This is a genomic window from Flavobacterium sp., assembly GCF_031411595.1.
GTDB lineage: Bacteria > Bacteroidota > Bacteroidia > Flavobacteriales > Flavobacteriaceae > Flavobacterium.
The window spans coordinates 19,802-38,191 of the sequence record NZ_JANOBI010000029.1 but is presented as its reverse complement, the minus strand read 5'-3'; the positions used below and the strand labels follow the sequence as shown (position 1 = coordinate 38,191).

Annotated in this window: 15 protein-coding genes and 1 tRNA gene; 3 read left to right on the top strand and 13 right to left on the bottom strand. The window is 40.2% G+C overall.

The genetic code is table 11. The features are described from left to right. The 5 genes from RMO03_RS06595 to serS form a co-directional block, all read right to left on the bottom strand. A partial coding sequence (locus tag RMO03_RS06595) for a magnesium transporter MgtE N-terminal domain-containing protein (RefSeq protein WP_309641302.1) occupies positions 1–789 on the bottom strand: 789 nt, incomplete at its 3' end. Next, positions 779–1,558: a 16S rRNA (adenine(1518)-N(6)/adenine(1519)-N(6))-dimethyltransferase RsmA gene (gene rsmA, locus RMO03_RS06590; RefSeq protein WP_309641301.1), complete on the bottom strand. Its 780-nt coding sequence runs from the start codon at positions 1,556–1,558 to the stop codon at positions 779–781. The genes RMO03_RS06595 and rsmA, both read right to left, overlap by 11 nt. A gap of 136 nt (positions 1,559–1,694) precedes the next feature. After that, positions 1,695–2,021, bottom strand: a complete 327-nt coding sequence (locus tag RMO03_RS06585; protein WP_309641300.1) for a DUF4286 family protein — start codon at positions 2,019–2,021, stop codon at positions 1,695–1,697. A gap of 95 nt (positions 2,022–2,116) precedes the next feature. Continuing rightward, positions 2,117–3,892 (bottom strand): tetratricopeptide repeat protein, encoded by a 1,776-nt coding sequence (locus RMO03_RS06580; protein WP_309641299.1) that lies wholly within the window; start codon positions 3,890–3,892, stop codon positions 2,117–2,119. 79 nt (positions 3,893–3,971) lie between these two features. Continuing rightward, the gene (serS, locus tag RMO03_RS06575) at positions 3,972–5,243 is read right to left on the bottom strand and encodes a serine--tRNA ligase (RefSeq protein WP_309641298.1); all 1,272 of its coding nucleotides are present in this window, start codon (positions 5,241–5,243) and stop codon (positions 3,972–3,974) included. Between the two features lie 195 nt (positions 5,244–5,438). On the opposite strand from serS, the gene RMO03_RS06570 reads away from it, so the two are divergent. From RMO03_RS06570 to RMO03_RS06560, 3 genes are all read left to right on the top strand, one after another. Then, on the top strand, positions 5,439–7,421 hold the full coding sequence (locus RMO03_RS06570) for a M1 family aminopeptidase (protein ID WP_309641297.1): 1,983 nt from the start codon (positions 5,439–5,441) through the stop codon (positions 7,419–7,421). A 77-nt stretch (positions 7,422–7,498) separates the two neighbouring features. After that, a complete protein-coding gene (gene rseP, locus RMO03_RS06565) occupies positions 7,499–8,845 on the top strand; it encodes an RIP metalloprotease RseP (protein ID WP_309641296.1) in 1,347 nt (448 codons plus the stop codon). 85 nt (positions 8,846–8,930) lie between these two features. Beyond that, positions 8,931–9,004: transfer RNA gene (locus tag RMO03_RS06560), tRNA-Asn, on the top strand. A gap of 70 nt (positions 9,005–9,074) precedes the next feature. On the opposite strand, the gene RMO03_RS06555 is transcribed toward RMO03_RS06560, so the two are convergent. The 8 genes from RMO03_RS06555 to RMO03_RS06520 all read right to left on the bottom strand — a co-directional run bounded on the left by RMO03_RS06555 (position 9,075) and on the right by RMO03_RS06520 (position 18,389). Next, complete coding sequence (locus tag RMO03_RS06555; RefSeq protein ID WP_309641295.1) at positions 9,075–9,719, bottom strand: response regulator transcription factor; 645 nt, start codon at positions 9,717–9,719, stop codon at positions 9,075–9,077. Next, positions 9,706–10,509, bottom strand: a complete 804-nt coding sequence (locus tag RMO03_RS06550) for a histidine kinase (RefSeq protein WP_309641294.1) — start codon at positions 10,507–10,509, stop codon at positions 9,706–9,708. Before RMO03_RS06550 ends, RMO03_RS06555 begins: the two co-directional genes overlap by 14 nt. Next, positions 10,482–11,129: a hypothetical protein gene (locus RMO03_RS06545; protein WP_309641293.1), complete on the bottom strand. Its 648-nt coding sequence runs from the start codon at positions 11,127–11,129 to the stop codon at positions 10,482–10,484. The genes RMO03_RS06550 and RMO03_RS06545 overlap by 28 nt, the downstream gene beginning before the upstream one ends. A gap of 3 nt (positions 11,130–11,132) precedes the next feature. Further along, positions 11,133–11,525: a hypothetical protein gene (locus RMO03_RS06540; protein WP_309641292.1), complete on the bottom strand. Its 393-nt coding sequence runs from the start codon at positions 11,523–11,525 to the stop codon at positions 11,133–11,135. Between the two features lie 82 nt (positions 11,526–11,607). Beyond that, positions 11,608–12,882, bottom strand: coding sequence for an ATP-binding protein (locus RMO03_RS06535; RefSeq protein WP_309641291.1), 1,275 nt, complete (start codon positions 12,880–12,882; stop codon positions 11,608–11,610). Between the two features lie 26 nt (positions 12,883–12,908). Continuing rightward, positions 12,909–16,379 (bottom strand): hypothetical protein, encoded by a 3,471-nt coding sequence (locus RMO03_RS06530; protein ID WP_309641290.1) that lies wholly within the window; start codon positions 16,377–16,379, stop codon positions 12,909–12,911. A 24-nt stretch (positions 16,380–16,403) separates the two neighbouring features. Continuing rightward, on the bottom strand, positions 16,404–17,831 hold the full coding sequence (locus RMO03_RS06525; protein ID WP_309641289.1) for a contractile injection system tape measure protein: 1,428 nt from the start codon (positions 17,829–17,831) through the stop codon (positions 16,404–16,406). Positions 17,832–17,834: 3 nt separating this feature from the next. Next, a complete protein-coding gene (locus RMO03_RS06520; RefSeq protein ID WP_309641288.1) occupies positions 17,835–18,389 on the bottom strand; it encodes a hypothetical protein in 555 nt (184 codons plus the stop codon). Between the last annotated feature and the right edge of the window lies 1 nt (position 18,390).

Genomic DNA, 18,390 nt, shown 5'->3' with positions numbered 1-18,390 from the left:
TTGGTAATCTTTATCGGCTTCTTCTTTAATCACGTCTACGATATCGTCAATGGTAATTCTACCCACCAATCTGCCCATTTCATCTACTACGGGAATGGCTTCCAAGTCATATTTTTGCATGATACGAGCCACCTCAATATCTTCGGTGTCTACTATAACCGAATTTAATTTTTTGATATACACCTCACTAATAGGGGTTTTTGCTGCTGTTGTCAATAAATCTTTAAGAGATAAACGACCTAAAAGTCTATCTTCATCATCAACTACATAAATAGAATGCACTCTTGAAATGTTTTTAGCCTGGATTCTCATTTGCTTGATACAATTGAAAACATCCCAATTTTCATTGACTTTGACCAACTCTTTGTGCATGATTCCACCCGCAGTATCTTCTTTGTAACGCAACAAATCGACAATATCTTTGGCGTGTTCTACATCTTGAAGTTCGGAGATTACTTCCTGCTTTTTGCTTTGCGAAAGTTCGGCAATAATATCGGCGGCATCATTGGTTTCAAGTTCGTCAAGTTCTTCGGCAATTTCTTTTGGCGAAAGCCTACTCAATATTTTTTCCCGCAAATCATCCTCTAATTCCAGTAGGATTTCGGCGGTCTTTTCAGAATCTAATACCTTAAAAATATAGGTTGCTTCGTCAAAATCGAGTTCGTCCAGAATTTCGGCAATATCGGCATGGTGCATATCATTCAATAAAACTTCCAGTTGCTGGTCGTCTTTGCTTTGAATAAGTTGCTCTAATTCTAAAATTAGTTCTTTGCTGACTTTAAACTCCATCGGCTTCTATTTTTTGGGTCAATCCGATAAATTGCTCTACGGACAATTGTTCTGGTCGGAGGTCAAAGATAGTATCTTCTCTTAAATTATCGCTTAAATTTAAAGTTTTTAAACTGTTACGCAATGTTTTCCTGCGTTGTTGAAAGGCTGTTTTCACTACGGTGAAGAGTAATTTTTCGCTGCATGGCAAAGTGAAATTTGCTTTTCTTCTCAAACGCAGAACACCTGATTTTACTTTTGGTGGCGGAATAAAAACGGTTTCACTGACTGTGAATAAATATTCTGCATCGTAAAATGCTTGTACTAAAACTGACAGTATTCCGTAGGCTTTGGTGCCTTTTTTTTCACAGATACGTTCGGCTACTTCTTTTTGAAACATACCTGAAAACTCCGGAATTTGATGGCGCAATTCTAACATTTTAAACACAATCTGCGTGGAAATATTGTATGGGAAATTGCCAATAATAGCAAATGGTCTGCCTTCAAAAACTTCGTTGATGTTGTACTTCAAAAAATCTTTGGAGATGATTTTTCCGTGCAGTTTAGGGTAATTATTTTCTAAATACTTCACCGATTCCGTGTCGATTTCTATGACGTAAGTTGTAGTAGGCTTGTCTAAAAGATACTTTGTGAGTACGCCCATTCCGGGACCAATTTCTAAGATATCACTATAACCTTCAAAATTCAGTGTGTCGGCTATCGCTTGAGCAATGCCTTCATCTTTGAGGAAATGTTGTCCGAGGTGTTTTTTGGCTGTTACTTTTTCCATGATGAGTTTTTTGCTCGCAAAGACGCGGAGTCGCAAAGTTTTGTTATATACTTATATTTTTTTTCACAGATTAAAAAGATTCCCACAGATTACGCAATCTTAAAGTCTTATAATCTTACAGTCTAAAAATCTTTTTCTAATTGTTGTTCGGCCAGAATTCCGACAATACTTCAAGTTCCGTACGAAATGCCAACATTTTATCACCAAACAAACGGGCTCCTTCTTCTCGCAAACGCGGTGCGTCTTCTTGGTAATACTTTTCCAAAGTGGCTTTACTGTCGGTCGCATATTGAATGGCGTAAGTCGAACCGCCCATGTCTTCCACCACAAGTACTTTGACCATTCGGGCTGAAGAGAATTTTCCGGTGGCTAATACTTCGGGTATGTGTTTATCTTGCATCCAGTTTAACCATTGGTCGTGAACGCTGTCGTCGATGTTGATGGTGACGTTGTATAGTAGCATAGATTGGATTTTAAGATTGTAAGACTGTAAGATCGTGAGACTTTAAGACCGCTCAAAATCTTACAGTCTTAAAATCTTATAATCTTGCGATCTATTTATAATGTTGTATCGCCGCGCAATTGTCTGAATTTCTTCCTCGCATCGGTAAAATAAATACTGTCTTCGTGGTGGAAAATAATTTGCTCGTAATACGTTTTTGCTTTTTCGATGTTGCCTTGTTTGTTGTAGATTTCGGCAGCAAAATAATAGGCTTCATCGATATAGATTCCGTCATTATGCTTGTCGATGATGGTTTGATATTGACTTAAAGCCGACATGTCATCGCCTAATTTCTCATAGATTTTGCCCAATCGATACAACGTCACGGCTTCGATTTCTTGTCCTTTGAAGCTTTTTAAAATGGCTTGAAACTGACCCAACGCTTCTTGATTTTTATTCTGATACAACAAATAATCAGCATGGGCGAATTGTTTCAACGCGGTTTGAGTTGAATCGGCTACGGTGTTGTCATTAATCAACAGGAAATATTCTAAAGCATCATTGGCGATGAGTTGTGTGGAAGCGGATTTCAATTCTTTGAACTGTTTTTGCGCCCATTGAAAATCGGTTTTGAAATAACTGGTTTTGGCCGCTTTCAAACTGGCTTCATGACCGACTACATCATTTTTCAAATCACCTTCTATTTGAGAATAGTAAATCAGCGCTTGATTGAATTTCTCTTCATACAATAAAATATCAGCCAACTCCATTTTGACATCGGCTTTTTGATATTCATTGATCGGCAAGTTTAAAGCGGTTTTCAAAATATTTTTTCCTGCTTCTGAATTTTTTAAATAGAACGTAGAAAAATGCGCTTGTAGAATTTGCAACGACAACGAATACGGACTGATTCCAAATTCTTTGAGCAGTAAATCCATTTCTGATGCTACGGCATTGTATTCTTTTTCGGGTGCGGAATCGATTCGCATTTGCATCAAATACGTATGCGATTGAATCAACATATCCAAGTCTTTGGTGTTTTCAAGAACGAACAGGAAAATTTCTTTTGCGGTTTCTTTATCGCCTTCTTCAATGGCCAATTGCGCAAGATTGACAATATTTGAGAATGTTTCGGGGTTGCGTTTGTAAATTGCTTTTTGTTGAATGAATGCCTTTCCGTATTCTTTTTGTTGTACATAAAACCAACTCAGATAGTCATTCCAGAAAATGTCTTGGCTTTTTTGCGTTTTTAAAATTAAGGTTTTTCGGAGCGATTCGTTGAAGTTCACATCAGCATCTTCGGTCATAAACCGCGTCAATTGATTTTGAATCATCACATTATTTTGTGGATTGGTATAGGCTTCGGTTAGGAATTTCTCGACCATCATATCGGTGTTGCCCATTTGCCCGTAGAGCAATGCCATTTGAAAATTGAAATTGAATTTCGGCTCTAACGTTAATGCTAATTCATACGCTTTCAAAGCATATTCAATCAGCGCTTTTCTTTCGAAAGTACTCGCGATATTATAGACTTCGTTCGGGTTTTTTCGGATGGTTTCTAATGCTTGCTCATAATACTTCTTAGCATTGACTTCGTCTTTACGCAATTGGAAGTTGTAACCAAGTTCTACGATAAGACTTGATTGTTGCATGAATTTCATCCGATCCTGAATGGCTTTATCGGCCACATCAAACTGTTGCAATTGCTGTTCGCATTCAACCAATCTTTGAAAATAAAAAGTGTTGTAAGGTTGTGTTTTGAGCAATTCTTCGAAGCTGATTTTGGCTTTTTCGAATTCGCCTTTGTCGAAATAGTTTTGTGCCAATTGCTCGTTTTGTGAGAAAACGATTCCGGAGTAAAGTAGGAATAATAAGCAGACTATTTTTTTCATGAATGGGCCGTAAAAAACAATGCACTAAAGTAACACATTTGTGCCAGATTTAGTACATCGCTATATAAAGATTAACTTTTTAGTTGATGATATCAAATCCCGTGTAAGGTCGCAATACTTCTGGAATGACGATGCCTTCAGGCGTTTGGTAATTTTCTAAAATACCGGCCAAAACTCTAGGCAATGCTAATGAACTTCCGTTTAAAGTATGTGCCAGTTGGTTTTTACCGTTGGCATCTTTATAACGCAATTTCAAACGGTTGGCTTGAAAAGTTTCGAAATTTGATACGGAACTGATTTCTAACCAACGATCTTGAGCGGTTGAAAACACTTCAAAATCGTAGGTTAATGCCGATGTGAAACCCATATCGCCACCGCACAAACGTAAGATTCTGTAGGGCAATTTCAATTCCTGCAACAACGTTTTCACGTGTTCAACCATGCCTTCGAGTGCTTCGTAAGATTTGTCTGGATGTTCAATGCGTACGATTTCGACTTTATCAAATTGATGCAAACGATTCAATCCACGAACGTGAGCACCGTATGAACCGGCTTCTCGGCGGAAACATGGTGTGTAACCTGTGCACAAAACCGGTAATTCATTTTCGTTTAAAATCACATCGCGAAATAAATTCGTTACGGGAACTTCTGCGGTTGGAATCAAATACAAATCATCGATACCGACGTGGTACATTTGACCTTCTTTGTCCGGCAATTGTCCGGTTCCGTAGCCCGAAGCTTCATTGACCAAATGCGGCACTTGTACTTCATTATAGCCCGCAGCGGTGTTTTTATCAAGAAAATAATTGATTAAGGCGCGTTGCAATTTTGCACCTTTTCCTTTGTAAACTGGGAAACCTGCACCTGCGATTTTTACACCGAGTTCAAAATCGATGATGTCGTATTTTTTGACGAGTTCCCAATGCGGTTGTGCACCTTCGTGAAGCACGGGAATGTCGCCTTCTTGAAAAACGGTCACGTTCTCTTCTGGTGTTTTTCCTTCAGGAACGATATCGGCCGGAAGATTCGGCAATGTGTATAATTTTTGAGTCAATTCGTGCGCATAGACTTCTGCTTTTTCCGCAAGCTCTTTGCTTTTCTCTTTAAGAAGTACTGTTTTTTCTTTGAGGATGGCGGCTTTTGCTTTTTCGCCGGATTTCATCAATTCGCCAATGGATGCGGATAATTTATTAGATTCGGATAAAATGTTGTCGAGTTCTACTTGCGTGGCGCGACGTTTTTCATCCAATTGAACGACTTCTTCTACAGTGGCTCTGACGTCTAAATTTCGTTTAGCCAAAGCTTTGATTACTTTTTCTTGGTGTTCTCTGATAAATCCTATTTGTAACATGGTATCCTTTTTAATCCTTGGAATCTTTTCCAAATGAAGCACGCAAATTTAATCAAATGTTTTTAGCTATGTATATCAAAATGAAAAAGTTCATTCCTTATCAATGTTACATTCATGCACTATTAAGCATAATTTAATGAAAATTAACATCCTGCATTTGAATTATTAATTAAATTCGCAAAAAAAATTCATAAAATGAAAAGAAATTACCTACTGATATTACTAATTCCTTTTTTCTCATTAATCGCTCAAGCGCAAAATAAAGAATTGGAAGAAATTGCGAATGCTGAAATGAAATCCGCTTCCAAAAGAATGGGCGTTGTGGTTAATCCCGACACCTACAATTATGATGTTACCTACCACAAATTAGAATTTACGGTTGATCCTGAAATTTTTAATATTTCCGGAAAAGTCACTACGACCTATACTGCATTAGAAAACATGACGACTATCGTTTTTGATTTAGCCAAAATCACCAATACTGCTGACGCAAATTTCGACAATCAAATTGTAGTAAACTCGGTTAGAAAAAACAATGCCGATTTAGCGTTTACCCGTAATGATACGGAATTGATTGTTACGTTGCCAACCGTGCAAAATACCGGTACTTCCGGTACTGTAGAAATTACTTATGCAGGAGCTCCGGCAGGAAGTGGTTTTGGTTCGTTTACGACAGACTTTCATAACGGATCACCTGTGCTTTGGACGTTGTCAGAGCCTTTCGGCGCAAGAGACTGGTGGCCGTGTAAGCAAGATTTGAATGATAAAGTCAATTCGATCGACGTTTATATTACAGCACCGACCCAATATACTGCAGTGTCTAATGGTATGCAACAATCTAAAATTGATAACGGAAATGGTACATCGACGACGCATTATCATCATGGTTATGCGATTCCGGCTTACTTAGTTTGCATGGCGGTTTCGGATTATCAAATCTACAATCAACAAGGTGGATTGGGTACAGTGGCGAGTCCGTTTTTTCCAATTGTCAATTATATGTATCCCGAAACGGCTACTGAAAACATGGCTAGCGTTGCACCGACTCCAGACATCATTAATTTCTATGAGTCGATGTTTGTCCCATATGCTTTTAGAAATGAAAAATACGGTCACTGTCAGTTTGGCTGGGGCGGCGGTATGGAGCATACTACGGTTTCTTTTATGACTGCTGATAATAGCGGTGGATATAGCAGAAGTTTGATTGCACATGAAATGGGACACCAATGGTTTGGAGACAAAGTAACCTGTGGTTCTTGGAAAGACATTTGGCTCAATGAAGGATTTGCTACGTATTTGGCATCGATGGTGATCGAACATTTTGATGGTGATGCTGCATTTATTGCTGATAAAACATCGATGATTAATTCGATTACTTCGAATCAAACGCTCAATAGCGCTGTGTATCTTACCGATGATGAAGCACTAGATGTTGGGCGAATTTTTGACAGTAGATTAACCTACCGAAAAGGCGCCATGGTTTTAAACATGTTGCGTTTCAAATTGGGCGATACCAATTTTTTCCAAGGTTTAAGAAATTATTTGAATGACCCTGCATTAGCCTATGGATATGCGCATACTCCCGATTTACAAAGTCATCTTGAAGCAACTTCAGGCATTAGTCTAACCGAATTTTTTAACGATTGGGTTTACGGAACGGGTTATCCGATTTACACGATTACTACGCATAATTTATCCGCTACGCAAACTAGAATTACGATCAATCAAACGCAATCGACTGGTTCTACTGTGAGCTTCTTTGAAATGCCGGTACCTGTTCGATTGACTGGTTCAGGCGGTCAACAACAAGATTATGTATTAAACAATACCACTAACGGGCAACAATTTATTGTGGATGTTCCTTTTATACCAACCGGTGTAATATTCAACCCGAAAAAAGATATTATTTCAAAAAACAGTAACGCCACTTTAGGCAATGCTGGTTTCGAATTGGATAGTGCTGTAGCAATTTATCCTAATCCGGCTTCATCGGTATTGAATATTGAAATGCCTGAAACGATTACGCTAAAAAGTGCGGCTATTTACAATGCTTTAGGGCAAAAAGTGGGCGAATTCCAAACTAGAAATATTTCGGTAAGTTCGCTTTCTGATGGGATGTATACTATTGAATTGCTTACTTCGGAAGGTCGCCTTCATAAAAAATTCATAAAAAAATAACCCAAAATAACATATCTGCGAAAGAGTAAGGTGAAAACCTTACTTTTGCGCGTTATAATAGCACTGAAAAATACATTATGGAAATCGTTATCAAGTTATCTCAATTTTTATTGAGTTTATCCTTACTGATTATACTGCACGAATTAGGACATTTTATTCCTGCCAAACTTTTTAAAACCCGCGTAGAGAAATTCTATTTGTTCTTCGATATCAAATATTCTTTATTGAAAAAGAAAATCGGAGAAACCGAATACGGCATCGGATGGTTGCCTTTGGGTGGTTACGTCAAGATTTCAGGAATGATTGACGAAAGCATGGACAAAGAGCAAATGGCGCTTCCACCACAACCATGGGAATTTCGTTCTAAACCGGCTTGGCAACGTTTGATCATTATGTTGGGCGGTGTGACGGTCAATTTTATTTTGGCTTTTGTCATTTATATTGGAATGACTTTCTTTTATGGTGATTTCTATTTGAGCAATAGCGAATTGAAAGACGGTATTGCAGTTACTTCAGAAGTCGGAGAACACATGGGATTTAAAACCGGTGATAAAATTCTGTCGATTGACGGCGAGAAAATGACCCGATTTAATGACATTCCAAACAAAATTCTTTTCGCCAAAACGGTGCTTGTAGAACGCAATGGAGCGCAACAAAATATTGTGCTGCCAGTAGATTTAATTGATAAACTTTTAAAAGGCGAGAAAAAACCTTTTATAGATTGGAGAGAACCGTTTATGGTGGGTAAAGTGGCAGCGGATTCGTCTGTTAATAATGCCGTACTTAAGCCAAAAGACATTATCAAATCTTTGAATGGAATTCCAACAAAATATGCTGATCAAGTGGTTGCGATCGCCAAAGAGAATAAAAATAAAAAACTTGACGCTATTGTGCTCAGAGTTGAAAAAGAAGTGCCTGTAAGCATTTATATCAATAAAGAAGGAAAACTAGGAATCTATCCCGCTTCATTAGGAATCGAAAGTTTAGAAAAATTAGGTTTGTATAAATTCAGCAAACAAGAATATGGTTTCTTCGCATCTTTTCCTATTGGCATTGAGCGAGGAAAAAACCAATTGTTTGGTTATGGAAAGCAATTGAAAGCGATTTTCACCCCAAGCACAGGTGCGTACAAAGGTGTTGGTGGATTTAAAGCCATCTTCGATATTTTTCCTAAAACTTGGAGTTGGGAAGTGTTCTGGAACATCACCGCTTTGCTTTCGATTATGTTGGGTGTGATGAATTTATTACCCATTCCGGCACTTGATGGTGGTCACGTAATGTTTTTAATTTACGAAATGATTACCGGAAAAAAACCTAGCGATAAGTTCATGGAAAATGCTCAAATGGTTGGTTTCGTATTACTTATTGGCTTGCTTTTGTTTGCTAATGGAAACGATATTTACAAGGCGATTTTCCACAAATAATATTTTTTTGAAAATTTGCGTCAATTTGTTTGTGTAAAATAATTTTCGCATTATATTTGCACCGCTTTAAAAGTGAAATACACTTTCCTTCTTAGCTCAGTTGGTTAGAGCATCTGACTGTTAATCAGAGGGTCCTTGGTTCGAGCCCAAGAGAGGGAGCAAAAGCAGAAAGCCATTCGAAAGAGTGGCTTTTTTTATTGATGTTTATTGGATTCAAAAAAGCAGCTTCCTATTTTTCTACCGCGACGATTTTATTTTTGATCGCATATAATACCAATCCGATTCGGGTTTTAATCTCAAGTTTCTGGAATAGGTTTTCGCGATAGCCATCAATCGTCTTGGGGCTCAGACACATTCCCGAAGCGATTTCCTTATAGGTTTTCTCGGTACAGGCAAGTTTGATGAATTCGACTTCCCGTTCTTTAAGCGTTACCTTATTACCTGTATTTACCAATTGATTCACGAGCAATTCCGATACCATATCGGAATAATAAAAGCCTTTATTATGGGTTACTAGCAATGCCTCATAAAGCGTCTTCGGATGTGTATCTTTAAGCAGATAACCCTTGGCACCGTTGGTAATCATTTTTATGATTGTGCCTTCATCATCATTAACCGAAAGCGCAATGACCTTAAGGCCCGGCTGATTGGCCTTGAGCCATTTCATCGTTTCGACGCCATCCATAATAGGCATGTTCAAATCGAGCAAGACAATATCGGGCATAATGTCGGGTTTTGCGAATGACTGTATGAATTCCTTGCCGTTGCTGTAATTGCCGACGACATCGAATTCCTTAAAACTGCCTATTAAAAAAGACAGCGACCGCGAAAACAATACGTGGTCGTCAACAATCGTAATCTTAATTTTCTCCATAATCAAGTGTGTGTGCTGTGTGAATCGGATAATCGATATTAATTTCAGAGCCTTTTCCAGATGCTGAAGCGATGTGAAACGCCGCACCGATAACTTGGGCGCGTGTTTCTATATTGACGAGTCCGTTGCCTTTGACGATAGTATCGAGATCGAACCCTTTTCCCGAATCAGTGATTTTTATGCGACAACTTTCTGTATCAAATCCGACGTCAATGGTAATCGTTTCGCTGTGGGAATGTTTGAGGATATTCGAAATAGATTCCTGTATAATTCTATAAATGATTGTTTCGTGTTCGCGATTAATTTGCTGCATCTTGCCGCTCACATTTAGCTTGCATCGTATTTTCTTAAGTTGTTCGATGCGCTGCAAATCGTCGGAAACGATATCAATAAAATTCGACTTGATAACGATATCGCCATTCATCTGTTTGGAAAGCACCCTGATTTCATCGAGCGATTTATTGACTAAATATCTGAGATTGATTAGGTTTTCTTTCGTGCATTTGCTTTCGTTTTCTATCAGAATGTTCATTTGCATCAATGCAACCGAAAGAATCTGCCCTATGTTATCGTGTAGTTCTCTGCTTATGGTTGTGAGTGTTTGTTCTTTGATTTCAATCTTCGATTTTATGAGTTCCGATTGAAACAACTGGTCGTCCTCCATCTTTTCAACCAGGAAACGCGACTTCTTTTTCTGGAAAAAATAAAAGAGTATAAACAACATCAACAGCAAGGTAAACAGTACGATGCTCAGGGAAATAATCAGTAATTGTATTTCTTCTCGCTGCATAAAAATCCTATAATAAAACAAATATTCATTAGTAAATTTAGGAAAAATAGTATTAATCCGTAGATTGAAGGATTATAATCGATTAAAAACCAATGCAATGATAACATAAAAGGTAGAAATGGCACATGAAAAATCAAAATCCCAAGCACAAACCAGAAAAAAATCGACTTCCGGTAATTGAGTACAAGGTTCGAGCTGAATAATTCTAAGAGGTACAAAAAGCCCAAAATGATAATGATCAAAACACCCAACACATAACTATTGGTTAAAATCTGGTCGAAATCCTGCTGGAATATCATATAATTGAATGCATAAAACCCAAAAAACAGCAGCAGCAATATAGACGAAATATTTTTATAGGATGCCTTCTTGAGCAACATTCTGAGGATAATAATATAAATGCTGAAAATGGCGAGGATATAGATATTGAAAACACCATAATTGAGCAGCCCCGTCCACTTGGTAAAATTCCGCCCCACAATTTCTACAAGCACTGAAAATCCAATCGAAACTAAAATCAATTTGGCTTTGCTGTTGGGTAATTTATTCCAGGAAATCAATCCGCAGATACCCGACAGCAAAGCCAAATAAACAATAAAAAATCTTAGATTTTCAAACATAAATTATTCTCCATATTGAAATTTAGGAGGGTTTCCCATCGAGCCAAAATTGTAGGCCGCAATGTCAAGAATATCTACCGAGGATGATTCGTGCGTATCAATGTCCGTCACTTCTTTGGTCGGAGCCAGAAATATGGTTGTAAATCCGGCACGCCCATCAGCAGCAGTTTCGGGATAAACCCCCATATAGAAACGGATGCCGTCAACAGAATATCCTTTGAGTCTTCCCTCGCTTTTAATGTAATCCATATATTCTTCCAACTCCTTCAGGGAATACCATACGGCATTGGAATCGTCTTTGCCGAGTACGTCTTTGTGTAGCTTGGCTCTTGTGGCGTTGTAATTCGAGTTCAGCGTTTTTGCTGTCTCAAAATCGATTGCTTTTTCCGGTTTCATATTTGGTTTGTTATTGGTTTATAACAAATCTAGTTTTATACGAATTCCGGCACAAGGGGAAAAACCCCTTTTTTACGATGCCTCAGATTAGGCTGAAATGGCGTTCTTCTTTATCATATTCGCTTTTGATTCCGAGCAGCAGGTTTTCTTTCGAAAGAAAATCAAGCCGCTCATCGAGTGCCAGCAGCGATGCATGCATAATCGCCGAAACAATCTGAGCTCCGGTAAGGTCGTATTCAATGGCAAGCTGGTTGACGAGTTCCTGATTGGCGCCGATTTTCTTCGGAATCGCTTTGTCCCATAATTTAATACGCTCTTCAATCGTAGGCTTGGCAAACCGCACAATCGAATTGAAGCGTCTTAAAAAAGCATCGTCGATATTATTCTTAAAGTTAGAAGTTAGGATGACCAAGCCATTGAAACGTTCAATCCGCTGCAAAAGATAGCTCACTTCTTGGTTGGCATAGCGGTCATTAGACGACTTGGCGCTGGTGCGTTTGCCAAACAGTGCATCGGCTTCGTCAAACAACAATATCCAGTTTTTGTGTTCTGCCTGATTGAATATTTTTTCGAGATTTTTCTCGGTTTCGCCTATGTATTTCGAAACAACCTGCGACAAATCGATGCGGTAGACCTGTCTATCGAATTCTTTGCCCAGTAAAGTCGCAGTCAGTGTCTTTCCGGTTCCCGAAGGTCCGTAGAACAAAGAGCGGAATCCCGGTGCAATATGTTTTCCCAAGCCCCAGTCACCCATAAGCGTCTTACTGTGGCTGATCCAAAGCTTGATCTGGTGAATCTGTGTGGCTACGGTTTCGCTGACTACAAGATCCTGCCATTCGAGCGGTGTGCTGACTTCCTGCGCAGGAAAATTGGCCCCAAATTTAGGTTTGAGCTTTTCGCCATAGGACAACAAATGCACAATGGTTTTGGGCAATATCAGTTTGCCGCTCATCATCGGCTGCCCTTCTTTTACTTCTTCAAGCTGCAGTATATTTTCTTTGGCAAACCAATGCTCGGGCGAAAACAGTCGTTGGATTTCGAGTCTGGAATCGACCTCATCGCGCGCCAAGATGCAGAGTATCGTTTCTCCGGTAGGCATCATTCCGCGGTGGTTGCCTTCTCTTACGCCGCCAAAATCGGGAAAATCGCCGCCGTCGGGTTGGAGTTCACGCACAATCTCATCAAAAAAATCAGGATGGATGTGTGGCGCCAAAGCAATCAGCAAAACAACAGCTTCCTGATGCGTCGTGGGTCTTTGCAATGCTTCGGAAAATGAGTTTTCAAAATCAAAGGAGGTGCTGTCTTCGGTTTCCGAAAACTGTGCGAGTATGAATTCTTTTAAAGATTTAAATGGCATAATCAGTAGTATTAAATGAAATATTTTTATTCGTCATAAGTGCCGTCATTGTAGTCCGAAGTGTTGTCGAAGTATTCTTTTTTAGGCGATTGCGGCTCTTGCTCATCGGTTTTCCATGATTTGTAGAGATATCCAACCCGAACCGGCGTTTTCTCTTCAACATCAATGATCGCTTTCCTTTTGGCACCCACAGTAGCAGGTTTGTTTTTGACGGTTTTACCGTAATCGGGTTGCACCGTATAATTGATGACAAGTCCCGCTTTGAGGTCGGATTTTGCCGTTTCTTCAATATCCACATTATGGTCCTTATTGCCTTTCCTGGTAAGCGGCGTTAGGTTTCTGAAGTCGTTTCCGCTGCCGCCAAGGTTATGATTAAGCAAGTGCCCTAGGATGTAAAAAGTCGAATTTCCGTTGCGTTTTTTCTTGAGCTCGTCATATGCATCATTGGTCACGCCCGGAACAGATCCGATCGGCGGTTTGGTCGATTTGTGCAAGTTTTTGATTTCCATCTTTTTGGCAAATCCGTGTTGGGTAAGCCCGCCAAAATTCAATTCGAATTTGCCAACGCCTTTAATATCAAACAACGGCGGCATATAATTACTCAGCGTATTAACATGCCCGGTTACCTTATCATATTTTTTAACTTGTTCGGTCTGATAATCTGCACTACTGCTTCCCGTATTCCTTTTAGACAATGTAGTCTGCAAGGCGTCGAACTCGTCTTCGGCATCTTTTTTTGCCTTTGCCTTATCGCCTTTTACCTTGCCGATTTCTTTTAGAAAATCCTTAAATGTTTTAGGGCTGCTCGCCACCATGAGTTTCATATTGTCATCGTTTCCTGTAAAATACAAGCTATGCAATTCACCATTTTCAGTTTTAAATTTCTTTTTGATGCCAAGGAATTTCAGGACTTTCTCGCCATATTTCGCTGCCGTTTCCTTAGCTTTTTCTTTCTTCTCATTGACCCAGTCTTTGCCTTTTTGCACTGCCACCATCGATTTGTCGATGAGTTTGTCAAGGCCTATTTTAGTGATAAGCTGTTTGATGGAAAGGGCAATCTTCTTGAGGATCATGTCTATCTTAGGCCTGATTTTTTGCTGAATGAATTTCTGCACTTTGCCCACGATTCCGTCTAATCCCAATACGGCAGCGAGAAAACTGATGGCGAGGCTTAGGAAAGAACTAAATACGCTTTCCACTTTTGCCGCGGCTCCGCCAAGGTCTCTTCGAAGGATATTTCCGAATGAATCAATAATACCTTCGATAATTTTCATGATCTGCGCAGCTTTCTGGAACAGCGTAATTACAAACCGAATCAGCAATTGCGCGGCACGGATAAAACCAGCGCCCGGAATGAGCAACGACAATAGGATTTCGACGGCTTTGCGTGTAATGGTTTCAATAACGAAAGACTTAACATTTTCGATGAGCATTTCTTTGAGGTCCGAGAACTCGTTGCAGATAAATTCCCAAAGTCCGGCAAGCCCTTTTTCATTTAAGATTTTAAACATGTTGAGCAGGTTGTTCCCGGCTTCCATTCCGGCTTCGACACCTTTTTCAATAAATTCAAACCGCTGCGGACCGATAGCATCCTTGACCAGCGTTTTGATTTTTTGGATTGTAATCCCCAAAATTTGCAGCACCAAACTCGTAATGCCTTCTAAGTTGAGTTCCTTAGGCAATATAATATCCGAACCCATCGAACCTGTAAGCCATTCCAAGACGCCTTTTACCAAATGTTTGTCGATATTGTTCTTGAAGTTAGTGAAGCCCTGGCCTACACCATCACATAAGTTGTCGAAGAACCCGATCGGATCATCGAGGATTTCGCTCGCATATTGTGCCGCTTTACGCGCGATGGCGACGAGTGCGTTTTTGAGTTCGATAATCGTATTGATGACTGCTTTTACGGCATCGATGGCGCGGTCTAACCAGCTTTTGTTTTCTTCTTTGGCTTTCTCAAAACGTGCATCGAGATCTTCGAGTGCCGCGGCGAATTTTTCCGTTACCGAATCGATGATGGCGCTTTCCTTGCTCTCAACGGCGCTTTCGAGTTCGGCAAATTTCGTCATCGATTCGTTATGCACCGAGTCGGCAATCCTTTGGGTTTCGCGAGGTTGTTCTTCCCAAAATGTATCGGCGGCGGCTTTTCCCAATGCAATCGTAGTTACTGCCAGGTTCAGGTTAAGATCTACTACGCCTACGAGCGCCTCAATCGGATCTTGCATATGCTCGATGAATTCTTTTTTGGCTATGTCGAATATTTCAATTTCACTGAGGCGGTCGTTACCCGTTATTTTAGATCCTATCCAACTGAAAACACCTGTATTGTCATCGAGCAAACTGGCCACGCGCGAAGAAAATGTCTTGAGGTTGTCTGTAATTTGTTGACTAAAAACCGTTTCAATATAGGAGTCGATAGTCGCAAAACACGCAAGCACAATCCGGTTTGAATTGACAAAAATCGCATCAAAGCCTTTGCTCACTTTATCACGAATCGCATTTTCTTCGATACTTTTGGCGCTCTGTTGGGCAAGTCTGCCTCTACTGATCGTGCCGTTTTCCTGAAGCATGCCATTGTATTTGCTATTGATTGCGTTCGCATTGCGCTGCTGTGTAGCGGTAATGGTTTTGCGCTCCTGTTGGCGGTAATCCGTTGTAAGCTGTTTGGCTTTCTCCTGTGAGGTTTCTTTTTGGTTGTCGGCGTTGACAAATTTAGGTTCGTTGCTGTTCTGCAATTTTTCAGCAGACAAGTTGTTTTGGCTGTATTGGTCATCGAGTGTTTTTGTTCTCGAAGTCAAATCGGTTTCGGCATCGGGTTTTTTCGAGGGCGCCAAGTCTGCTTTTTGCCTTGTTGTAGTTTTGGTTTGCGGTGTTTCAGCTACCAGCGGAATCGGATTATCGTTGGTAATTTCGCGTTCCGGGGTGGTGGGCACTACCGGAGGCGCTGTGCTGGCTTCGACCTTACCGCCTGCTTTGGCTTTTTCATCATTAATCGATTCGCCAATCTGATCGCTTACTTCAGGTTTTACGCCGCCATTTCTTTTAATTTCCTTCGCTTCGTCTTTGCTTTTAATCGTCGCGTCGATTTGCTCCTGTAATTTCTTCCTGAAATTTTCTTTGTTGAATTTGTCCGAAGGCTGGCCTGACATCGTATCCACCTGACTTCTGTTGGCAGCAGAGTTATTGCTTCTATGCGCCGGAAGGATTGCCGAGCGTTGCATTTCATCTCTTACGGTTTCAGGGGTTTTGTGCTTTTTGTGTTTTTTGGCAGTGGATTTGATTTCTGCAACCGGTTTTTTCAACGTCTCGATGGTGGTCTTTTTACCCTGATCAGCAGGCTTGACAGCAGCTTCCGGGGTTTTTGTAACCACAGGCGACATAAGTCTTTGCTTGGCTTCGTTGAGCTTAACATTGAGTTTCTTTTTAGCCTTGAAGAAAGGTTTCTTGGCTTTGGGTGCCGCTACCGGATTCGATAAAAGTACTTCCGCTTTCATTTGTCGTTTTGAATTTTAAATCGGTTAATCCCAGTAACAATTCATAAAATCCTTCATCCATGGCGTTTTGAAAAGACTGATGCCCCAAGGCAACTGCTCAAGCAAAATATCGAACCCTTTTTCCGCTACCCAGAGCTCAAAATTCGGGTCATTTTCTAGACTTATTTTTCCTTCCCTAAGCAAAAAACTTTCGCGCAATGCCGCCACAGAACTGCCGTTCATCGCTTTCCAATATCCGTTGACTGTTTCAAGGAGGCTCTGACATTTATCCTTTTCGTTTTGGGTGATTTTGAGTTTGGTATTGACTACGCCGTCAAACGGTAATCCGCAAAGAATTTTATTAAAGAGCAATTCATTTTCGAAAATTTCATCGTGTCCGGAAACCAAGTATTGCGTCAGCAGCACTGCTTTGTGTTGGCTGTTTTTGGTGGTCCAGTTTTCCTCTTTACACAATCCGAGTTTTTCAAATAACATTTGAAGGAACGGATGAAGGATCACCAATCCAGCGTTGTTTATAAAATGTGATGCTTCGCTTTTAACCGGTGGTTCCGCATCGGGCATTTCGACGTGAATTTGAGTCTTAACGTTGTATATCGCAACCGCTATTTCCTGCAGAAAAAGCCGCAATTCGTTCGGATGCCGATTGCTTTCTGTCTGAACTTGTTTGTCTGCAAAGGCAAAAACAGCGCGCATTTCAATAAGGGAAATTTCCCAATACTGATTAGAAAGCCTTAAAAATTCTGCGACTGCTTGCGTTTTGGAAACCGCTTGCCCATACAATAAACTAAACCATTGCAACAGATCAAGCCATTCGGGGTTTATAATTTTGGAAGTCCTGATAAAAGCCACCGGACGATTTTGGAACAACTGCACGAAAAACCTTGTAAGCATTTGATCTGTTGCCGTAAGCTGTTGTCCTATTTTTGTTTTGAAATCCACAGGAATGGCAAAAATCCAGCGGGCCAGAACCTTATCATTGGCAGCCATCGCCACAAGTAACCGCTGCCGGAACGATGGATTCACTTCAATCATTCCCAAAATTTTTCTAAGCTCTTGTGAAAGAGAATTTGCGGTGAGCATTCCGGTTTTTAAGAAATCAAAAAGCAAATGTTCTGCATGCTCCGCATCGGTCAGCCAAAAGTGCTGCTGTTCTGTTTGGGCGGCAGCAACCTTCCGCAATATGGGCTTATGGGATTTGAGATAATCTTCAATTTCCGCTAAAACAGTATCAACGAGTTCGGCTTTCCAATTTTTCGCATTGACGCTTGGCAAAACAATATCAAGACAGTCAATATCCCAAGTATAATCCGGCACGGCATATCGTTCGAGCAAAAGCTCCAGTTTCGGATAGAATTCTTTTTCGAAGACATGCCCCAACTGCGCCTGCATTTGCTTCCCGAGATTTTGGGAAGAACATTCGATATCGATGATATGTTGCCGGATCAGGTGCATTTTCTATTGGTTAAATCCCGGGCAATGCAATGTGAATGAAGTAAAAACAGTATCTCCGTTCATTATTTTATCGCCGTGATACGCACTTAATGTGATAATAATCGATTGATTTGTCACTCTTATATTTAACGTTGCTATTCCAGAAGGAGGTGCGCCTTGTTCGGGTTTGCGATTTAGCGTAACAAGAAAGTCCAATGGCGCTTCTTTGGGCACCACAATTTTTCTATAAATCTCAAAGATTGCAGAATTTTGATGATTGAATTTGTAAACAGCCGAAAGGCCGTTGCTCTCTTTGATTTGCAAATGAAGCGTGACATTTGCAAAAAAAGATTTAATTCCCCTGAACGAATAATCGAGTCCGGCGCCTTGTGTAGCTTGCAGATTCGTTCCGCTTAAATCAAAAGTGTCTACGTTGCTCTGACTTTTTTCGTTGAGTTCGATGCAATCCAGGATATTTTTAAGGATTGCGTTAGTATCTTTTGCTTTGATATTGCCATTCGGTATGATCGTAGCGTCGATATTCTGAATGATTTCTGCTTTTGGTTTTGGTGTAGCCATC

What these genes read in the sequence shown, in the direction of transcription:
- RMO03_RS06585 (WP_309641300.1), bottom strand. Translation starts at nt 2,021, where the DNA reads ATGCTACTATACAACGTCACCATCAACATCGACGACAGCGTTCACGAC.
- RMO03_RS06580 (WP_309641299.1), bottom strand. Translation starts at nt 3,892, where the DNA reads ATGAAAAAAATAGTCTGCTTATTATTCCTACTTTACTCCGGAATCGTT.
- RMO03_RS06555 (WP_309641295.1), bottom strand. Translation starts at nt 9,719, where the DNA reads ATGGAGAAAATTAAGATTACGATTGTTGACGACCACGTATTGTTTTCG.
- RMO03_RS06545 (WP_309641293.1), bottom strand. Translation starts at nt 11,129, where the DNA reads ATGTTTGAAAATCTAAGATTTTTTATTGTTTATTTGGCTTTGCTGTCG.
- RMO03_RS06540 (WP_309641292.1), bottom strand. Translation starts at nt 11,525, where the DNA reads ATGAAACCGGAAAAAGCAATCGATTTTGAGACAGCAAAAACGCTGAAC.
- RMO03_RS06535 (WP_309641291.1), bottom strand. Translation starts at nt 12,882, where the DNA reads ATGCCATTTAAATCTTTAAAAGAATTCATACTCGCACAGTTTTCGGAA.
- rsmA (WP_309641301.1), bottom strand. Translation starts at nt 1,558, where the DNA reads ATGGAAAAAGTAACAGCCAAAAAACACCTCGGACAACATTTCCTCAAA.
- rseP (WP_309641296.1), top strand. Translation starts at nt 7,499, where the DNA reads ATGGAAATCGTTATCAAGTTATCTCAATTTTTATTGAGTTTATCCTTA.
- RMO03_RS06520 (WP_309641288.1), bottom strand. Translation starts at nt 18,389, where the DNA reads ATGGCTACACCAAAACCAAAAGCAGAAATCATTCAGAATATCGACGCT.
- RMO03_RS06550 (WP_309641294.1), bottom strand. Translation starts at nt 10,509, where the DNA reads ATGCAGCGAGAAGAAATACAATTACTGATTATTTCCCTGAGCATCGTA.
- RMO03_RS06525 (WP_309641289.1), bottom strand. Translation starts at nt 17,831, where the DNA reads ATGCACCTGATCCGGCAACATATCATCGATATCGAATGTTCTTCCCAA.
- RMO03_RS06570 (WP_309641297.1), top strand. Translation starts at nt 5,439, where the DNA reads ATGAAAAGAAATTACCTACTGATATTACTAATTCCTTTTTTCTCATTA.
- RMO03_RS06530 (WP_309641290.1), bottom strand. Translation starts at nt 16,379, where the DNA reads ATGAAAGCGGAAGTACTTTTATCGAATCCGGTAGCGGCACCCAAAGCC.
- serS (WP_309641298.1), bottom strand. Translation starts at nt 5,243, where the DNA reads ATGTTACAAATAGGATTTATCAGAGAACACCAAGAAAAAGTAATCAAA.